7 protein-coding genes are annotated in these 7864 nt (G+C 35.6%); all 7 read right to left on the reverse strand.

Annotated features, from left to right (window positions below):
- Positions 1–169: 169 nt before the first annotated feature.
- Complete coding sequence (typA, locus tag RV14_RS10205) at positions 170–1999, reverse strand: translational GTPase TypA (RefSeq protein WP_071856158.1); 1830 nt, start codon at positions 1997–1999, stop codon at positions 170–172.
- A 155-nt stretch (positions 2000–2154) separates the two neighbouring features.
- Complete coding sequence (locus tag RV14_RS10210) at positions 2155–2919, reverse strand: inositol monophosphatase family protein (protein ID WP_071856159.1); 765 nt, start codon at positions 2917–2919, stop codon at positions 2155–2157.
- A 6-nt stretch (positions 2920–2925) separates the two neighbouring features.
- Positions 2926–3201 carry a UPF0223 family protein gene (locus RV14_RS10215; protein WP_071856160.1) on the reverse strand — a complete coding sequence of 92 codons (276 nt, stop codon included), beginning with the start codon at positions 3199–3201 and terminating at the stop codon, positions 2926–2928.
- 243 nt (positions 3202–3444) lie between these two features.
- On the reverse strand, positions 3445–3714 hold the full coding sequence (locus RV14_RS10220; RefSeq protein WP_071856161.1) for a hypothetical protein: 270 nt from the start codon (positions 3712–3714) through the stop codon (positions 3445–3447).
- Between the two features lie 270 nt (positions 3715–3984).
- Positions 3985–4965 carry a hypothetical protein gene (locus RV14_RS10225; protein WP_071856162.1) on the reverse strand — a complete coding sequence of 327 codons (981 nt, stop codon included), beginning with the start codon at positions 4963–4965 and terminating at the stop codon, positions 3985–3987.
- Between the two features lie 335 nt (positions 4966–5300).
- Positions 5301–6707, reverse strand: a complete 1407-nt coding sequence (gene lpdA / locus RV14_RS10230) for a dihydrolipoyl dehydrogenase (RefSeq protein ID WP_071856163.1) — start codon at positions 6705–6707, stop codon at positions 5301–5303.
- 7 nt (positions 6708–6714) lie between these two features.
- A partial coding sequence (locus RV14_RS10235) for a 2-oxo acid dehydrogenase subunit E2 (protein WP_245785500.1) occupies positions 6715–7864 on the reverse strand: 1150 nt, incomplete at its 5' end.

Raw genomic sequence — 7864 nt, forward strand, 5'->3', positions numbered from 1 at the left:
TTTCCTTTATATTTTTATCCTCTTTTGAATACCTCACTTAATGACAACAATAAATAATTTTTTTATATTTTGCTATGAATGCAATATAGAATTTTCACTTTGCCTGTACAAAATAAAAAAGAACCAGCTTACAATTTATGTGAGCTAATTCTTTCATTTTTACTAAGAGTTATTTTTTCTTTTTTGCAGCTTTTTCTCGCGCATTCTTATTCAAAATTTGTTTTCTTAAACGAATGCTTTCAGGAGTTACTTCACAATATTCATCGTCATTTAAAAATTCTAATGATTCTTCCAACGTTAACTGTTTTGGCTTCTTAATTACAGATGTTTGATCTTTGGTGGCTGATCGAACGTTGGTCATTTGTTTTGCTTTGGTAATATTGACGGTTAAATCATTCTCACGACTGTTTTCACCTATAATCATTCCTTCATATACTTCAGTTCCCGGCTCAACAAAAACTGTTCCACGTTCTTCGATACTCATAATGGAGTAAGTTGTTGCTTTACCTGTGTCGATAGATACTAAGGCTCCTTGATGGCGTCCACCAATTTGACCATGCAACATTGGCAAGTATTGATCAAACGTGTGGTTCATGATTCCATAGCCACGAGTCATGGAAAGAAATTCAGTCGAATAACCGATTAAACCACGAGCAGGAGTTAAGAAAGTCAACCGAATTTGTCCATTTCCAGTATGAATCATGTCTTGCATTTCACCTTTGCGCAAGCTTAATGATTCAATGACACTTCCCATATATTCTTCCGGCGTATCAATTTGTACGCGTTCAAAAGGTTCACATTTTACGCCATCAATTTCTTTTTCGATGACTTCAGGGCGAGAAACTTGCAATTCGTATCCTTCACGACGCATGTTTTCGATCAAAATCGACAAATGAAGCTCACCGCGGCCAGAAACAATCCAAGCATCAGGCGAGTTAGTTGGTTCAACCCGTAATGAAACGTCTGTTTGAAGTTCAGCCATTAAACGTTCTTCAATTTTTCGAGCCGTCACGTATTTTCCTTCACGCCCTGCAAAAGGTGAATTGTTGACTAAAAAAGTCATTTGTAAAGTTGGTTCATCAATATGCAAAATAGGTAACGCTTCTTGATGATCTACAGGTGTCACTGTTTCTCCAACAAAAATATCTTCCATTCCAGATACTGCAATTAAATCTCCTGCTTTTGCTTCACCAATTTCTAAACGTTTTAATCCAAAAAAACCAAATAATTTTGTTACGCGGAATTTTTTAACAGAACCATCTAATTTTAATAATGCGACTTGGTCACCTACCTTAATCGTTCCACGAAAGACTCGCCCGATCCCAATTCGTCCTACATAATCATTATAATCAAGTAACGATACTTGAAATTGTAATGGTTCATCACTGTTATCTACAGGAGCAGGAATTTTTTCAATAATTGTATCAAAAATAGGAGCCATCGTTGATTCTTGATCTGCTGGATCATCGGACAAACTTGAAGTTCCATTTAAAGCAGACGCATAGATTACTGGGAAGTCTAATTGATCATCATCAGCACCTAATTCAATGAATAACTCTAAGACTTCATCCACTACAAATGCAGGACGTGCAGAGGGCTTATCAATTTTATTAACAACTACGATCGGTGTAATGTGTTGTTCAAGTGCTTTTTTCAGCACAAAACGAGTTTGCGGCATTGTCCCTTCGTAAGCATCTACCACTAAAACAACTCCATCAACCATTTTCATAATACGTTCCACTTCGCCACCAAAGTCTGCGTGTCCTGGAGTATCCATGATATTTATACGAATCCCTTTGTAATCAACCGCTGTATTTTTTGCTAAAATCGTGATTCCACGTTCTTTTTCTAAAGCATTTGAATCCATCGCACGTTCTTGTAGTTGCGTGTGCGCATCTAATGTATCTGATTGTTTTAGTAACTCATCCACTAAGGTGGTTTTTCCGTGGTCAACGTGAGCGATAATCGCTACGTTACGGATATCATTTCTATAGTTCAATGTAACTAGCTCCTTTTTGCTTCTTTCTGACAGTTCAAATTTACTCGACTTTTTATTATAGCAGATTTTTTTTATGAAATATAGTGAAATATTTTCATTTTTTTAGAAAGACATAAATTTACACGTTTTCTTTATAAAACATAAAAAAACAGCGATTAAAACTGCAATAATCGCTGCATTTCTTCATAAGCATTAGGGGTTCCAGCTAAAAAATATTCTCTACCAGAAAATTGAAGCTTCTTACCTGAAAAATCACTATATCGCATATTAAAAACATCAAGTAAAATACAACCCGCGCCATAATCCCAAGGACATAGTTTAGAAATATAGCCCACATGACTACCTTTTAACATAGCAATCATTTCTAGCCCAGCACATCCAGTGATACGAATCCCAAGACTTATATCCCCGATTGTACGGATATTGTAACAGTTATGTCCGTAAAAATACCCATTGATCCCTAATAATCCATCTTGCAAAGAGATATTTTCTGGAGCTAGTAGCTTAGTCTCGTTTTGATAAACTCCTACTGAAGGACCGCCCCAATAAAGTTCTGCTTTCATTACATCGTAGATAAAACCAGCGCTTCCTTTGCCTTCCTCATACACAGCCACCATAATGCAAAAATTTTCGCCTTCTCTCACAAAGTTCAACGTTCCATCAATAGGATCAATGATAAATACTCGGCCGGTTAAATCATCTAAGTTATTTTGTCCATCTTCTTCTGCTAAAATTTTTGCTTTTGAGTCAAAAGTTTGAATCTTCTCAATTAAAAATCGTTGAATTTTTTGGTCAAGGTTCGTAACGATATCTTTTCGATTGCTTTTTTCTCTGACGCTTATCGTTTTTCGCTGGGTTTGTTTGATGATTTCACCTGCTTCAATCAGCCATTGTTTAATTTCTGAAAAAATTGGTTCCATCTTTACTTATCCTCTCATATTCAATGTTTTCTGTCGGTTTTCTTTTGCTTTTTGAACCGTTTTATAAAGAGAATAACCAGAGACTTTTTCAAATTCTCTTCCTAGCCGCTTTTCTTCCCCAATTGACTTTATGACTGTCTTAAACTGACGATACGTCTCTAAAAAAACAGCATTATCAATTCCTTGCTCATTTGCCTTTTCTAATACCTCCCACATTTTCATAACGATAACCAGTTCATCAGTCGTCCAATCTAAATCTAACGGATATTGATACTCTTGCATAACTTATTCTCCTATTTCAAGTAATTACAATTAGTTTAGCACAGAAAAGAATAAGTCACCAACGATTGCCTTTTAAGATTACACGTGATAATTTTTTACCTAAAAAAACAACTAGCTGTTTATTTTAATAATTCTTTTATTTCAACAAACAATTTTTGCCCTTTTTCCATTCATAAATTTTTAGCATAACTATTCAGTTCATCTGATTTTTAAGCGTACTTAAGATAACTGTATAATTTCATATTAATCAAAACTAATCTCCATTTCAGTAATATCATTTTTTGACGAAGCAATACAATTTTGACTCTGTGTTTTTGCACTTTTTGTAATATCTTGTAACCCATATAATTTTTTGGGCGGTGCTTCAAGGAACATATAATCAGGATGCGATCTTTTCCTTGAATCAATTTCAGCGATTATTTTATCAAACTGCCGCATTGTCTGTTCAACATCTCGATTATCGTAAAGCCCATTGCTTTTAAGTACATCTTCCCATTCAATATCAGTACTCATTTATTTCAGTCCTTTTTTCAAATTTAAGTACACTATAATTGTACATTTAGTCCATTTTTTAAGTGTGCTTTTTTTTAAAAAAAGAGAAATAATTGTTTCTTTTTATAGATCTAATATAAATAAGATCTACGCTTAATCAAAAGCATAAAGACTTTTTAAACACATTACTTACGAACAAGTCCCCTTTCCTATCATTCGCAAAATTTCTGTAAACCACCATCATTTTCCAAGTTATATCATTTCAACTGAATTAAATTTTTGAGTAACAATTTAATAACCTTCCCTGCAATAGTGTTTTGAAACCACGTGTTTTAATGGCTTTAATTCTGTACTTTTGATTTGAGCATTCTTAATCACTTGATTAAAAGAATTAGTTTGATTATCCATTAAATCATTCGCATGATCAATCATAGCTCTACAGTCTATACCCTTTAATAAATTTAGCTGTTCTTCTTTTTTTGTTTGACCTGTTTGTTCTTCACTTTCGTTCAACATAAAATTGACATTTTGTTGTTTGTCCTTTTCTTCTTCTGTCACCCAATTTAGCAAATCAGCAAATGCTAACTCTTGGAAAGATTCATTGGCTTCGTCTGTAAATGTTTCAAAAGTCACTGGCTCTTGGATTTTTGACACATCTATTTTATTTAAAAATTCATCTAGCTCTTGGAAAAGCGTTTTCGAATCTGAGCGATTGAATGATTCAATTTTATTCTTCTTTTTTGGCAACTCATTTTTTTGATGATTATCATAAAAGGTCGATCTTACTGGTTTTTCATGTATCAACTGAAGGGGTGTAGTAACTGTCTGATGAATAGGACTCTCCTTGATATTTTTTCCTGCTGTAAAAAGATGACTGCTTATTTTTTGTACTTTACTCTTGCTTATGTATTCTTTAATCCATCGATTTAAGGTACTCACTTTTAATTTATTTTTCTGTGCAAATTCTCTTTGTGTACACTTAGAAGAATGGCTCAAATAATTTTCTACAAACGCTTGTCTTTTCAATTTAGTAAAATTCTTCTTTTTGTTGACTATTTTAGGTTGATATATTTTAACCCATTCATAAAAGGTACACACTTTTAAATCATTTTGTTGTACAAACTCTTTTATCGTGCAGTAAGGCCATTGTTTCAAATAATTTTCTACGAATGCTTGTTTTTCTGCGGGTGAAAAACTTTGCTTACTACAGTTTTTCATAGGCCCTTCTTTTTCATTTTTTGTAAAAGAGTATAACTCCTGTTTATTAGGCATTACTTTCACTTCCTCCATTATGATAAGTTTTGCAAAATAAATTTTTCTTCTCCGTTATTCCTTTAGTGTTATGTATTCAAAACGCCTACCTCCTTTTTTGTGTTTCAGTTGGTTTTAACATCTTAACTAAAATAAATAAGTCTTTTTTTATTTTTTTTGAAATTTATTTGTCTCGCTACTTAACTTAAGTACTTTTTTAAGAATATAAAAAAGGGCTAGGAAAACAATCTTCCTAACCCTTTCATTTATATAGCAAATCATTCGTGATTTCAAAGTAGCATTTACTACGATTTATTTCGTTTCTTATAAACGCTTTCGTTAATCATCTGCGCTTTTTAAATATGAATAGGCAATCCTAATGCCAATTCCGCTGCATCCATGGTGATTTCACCTAGTGATGGATGTGGGTGGATCGTTAATGCAATATCTTCTGCGTTCATTCCTGATTCAACGGCTAAAGCTAGCTCTGATATCATATCGCTCGCGCCTACTCCGCCAATTTGTGCACCAATAATGACATTGTCTTCATTGGTCGTAACTAAACGAATAAATCCTTCTGTTTTTGCTAACGACAATGCTCGACCATTTCCTGAGAAAGGAAATTTATATGCTGTGGCTTCAAGGCCTGCTTCTTTTGCTTCTTTAATTGTCATGCCCACAGAAGCTAATTCGGGATCGGTAAATGCAACTGCCGGCATTGCTTTATAATCTACTGCTACTTTCTTACCAGAAATTGCTTCTGCCGCAATTTTTGCTTCATAACTTGCTTTATGCGCTAAAGCAGCACCGGGTACAATATCACCAATAGCATAAATATTCGGCACGTTTGTTCGTCCTTGTTTATCAACAGGAATTAATCCACGTTCACCAATTTCAACTCCTGCTTGCTCTAAACCCATCTCATCGGTATTCGGGCGACGTCCTACTGTAACCATAACATAGTCAGCTGTGATCGTTTCTTCTTTTCCATTGACTGCATATTTTACTGTCACTTGATCGCCGTTATCGACGGCTTCTTTGGCCATCGCATTCGTCACCACAGTCACACCTTTTTTCTTGAAATTATCTTCTATTAATTTCACCATATCTTTTTCATAAGTAGGTAAAATTTGTGGCGAGCCTTCCAAAATAGTCACAGACGCCCCAAGGTTTGCATAGGCCGCTCCTAATTCAGCACCAATGACTCCTCCACCAATGATGACAAATTTTTCAGGCACTTCTTTTAAAGACAATCCACCCGTCGAATCTAACACCCGTCCGCCAAATTTAAACCCTGGAATTTCAATTGGACGAGAACCAGTGGCAATAATAGCATGATTGAAAGAGTAAGTTTGAGCAGAATCAGGATGAATCACACGTAAAGTATGATCATCTACAAAAAATGCTTCTCCTTCAATTATTTCAACTTTATGCTTTTTTAATAAAAAGCTAACACCAGATGTCAATGTTTTTACTACTTTATTGTCTTTCCAATCTTGCGTTTTTACAAAATCAAGCTTGACGTTTTCACTCGTCACACCAAATAAAGTCGAGTCCAGCGACTCTTGATAATGGTGCCCTGCTGCAATTAATGCTTTTGAAGGAATACAACCCACGTTTAAACAGACACCGCCAATATATTCTCTTTCAATAATCGCGACTTTTTGTCCCATTTCAGCAGCGCGAATGGCAGCAACATAGCCGCCAGGTCCTGCGCCGATTACAACTGTATCTAATTCTACCGCAAAATCTCCAACTACCATTTGTTTATCATCCTTCCATCATCAGTAACTCAGGATCAGCTAAAAGACGTTTAATATTATTCATTGCTTGTTGCGCCGTTGCACCATCTACGATGCGGTGATCAAAACTCAATGAAAGTTTCATCACACGCCCGACAACAATTTCTCCTTCTTCATTGACGATTGGCTGTTGAGCAATAGTTCCAACTCCTAAAATCGCCACTTCTGGATAGTTAATCACTGGTGTAAACCAGCCACCGCCAACAGAACCAATATTACTGATTGTAATGGTTCCATTTCGCATATCATCTGCTGCTAGCTTGCCTTCATGAGCAAGTTTGGCTTTTTCATTGATTTCATCAGCAATCGCAAACATTCCTTTACGATCTGCCTCTTTCACATTCGGCACGTACAATCCATGATCAGTATCTGTTGCAATTCCAATGTTGTAATAATTTTTATAGACGATTTCTTGTTTAGCATCATCAATTGAAGCATTCAAAATTGGGAACTTCTTCACCGTCGCTGTTAAAGCCTTGACAACATAAGGCAAGAATGTAAGTTTCGTTCCATTAGCAGCCGCCACTTCTTTAAATCTCTTACGATTCTCCCAAAGTTTAGATACTTCTACTTCATCATGCAAGGTCACATGAGGAGCCGTTTGTTTGCTGTTTACCATTGCTTTAGCAATCGCTTTACGCGTTGGTGTCATTGCAACACGCTCTTCAAGATCCTCTAAATTCGATTTGAATGCTTTCACTGGTGTTGCTGCCTTGCTTTCAACTTTTTCTTCAGAAACAGACGCTTTAACAGATGAAGAAGCTTCTTGTTTTACAGATGTGCTTGCACTTGTACCAGATAAATAGCTCTCAACATCTTCTTTTGTTACTCTTCCGCCTTTACCGGTGGCTATAACTTGTGTAATATCTACATCTTTTTCTCGTGCAAATTGACGAACGGAAGGCATAGCCAGCACACGTTTATTAGGATCAGTTGCTGCTACTGATGTAAAAACAGAAGATTCTACTTTCGCTACCTGTTCAGCTGGTATAGAAGTAGATGATACATTATTATGCCCGGGTGCATCAATTTCTACTAATACATCTCCCACAGTTGCGACGCTTCCTTCAGAAACCAAGATATTTTTAATCGTTCCTGTTACCGGAGAAGGTATTTCT

Source organism: Enterococcus ratti, assembly GCF_001886195.1.
Lineage (GTDB): Bacteria > Bacillota > Bacilli > Lactobacillales > Enterococcaceae > Enterococcus_B > Enterococcus_B ratti.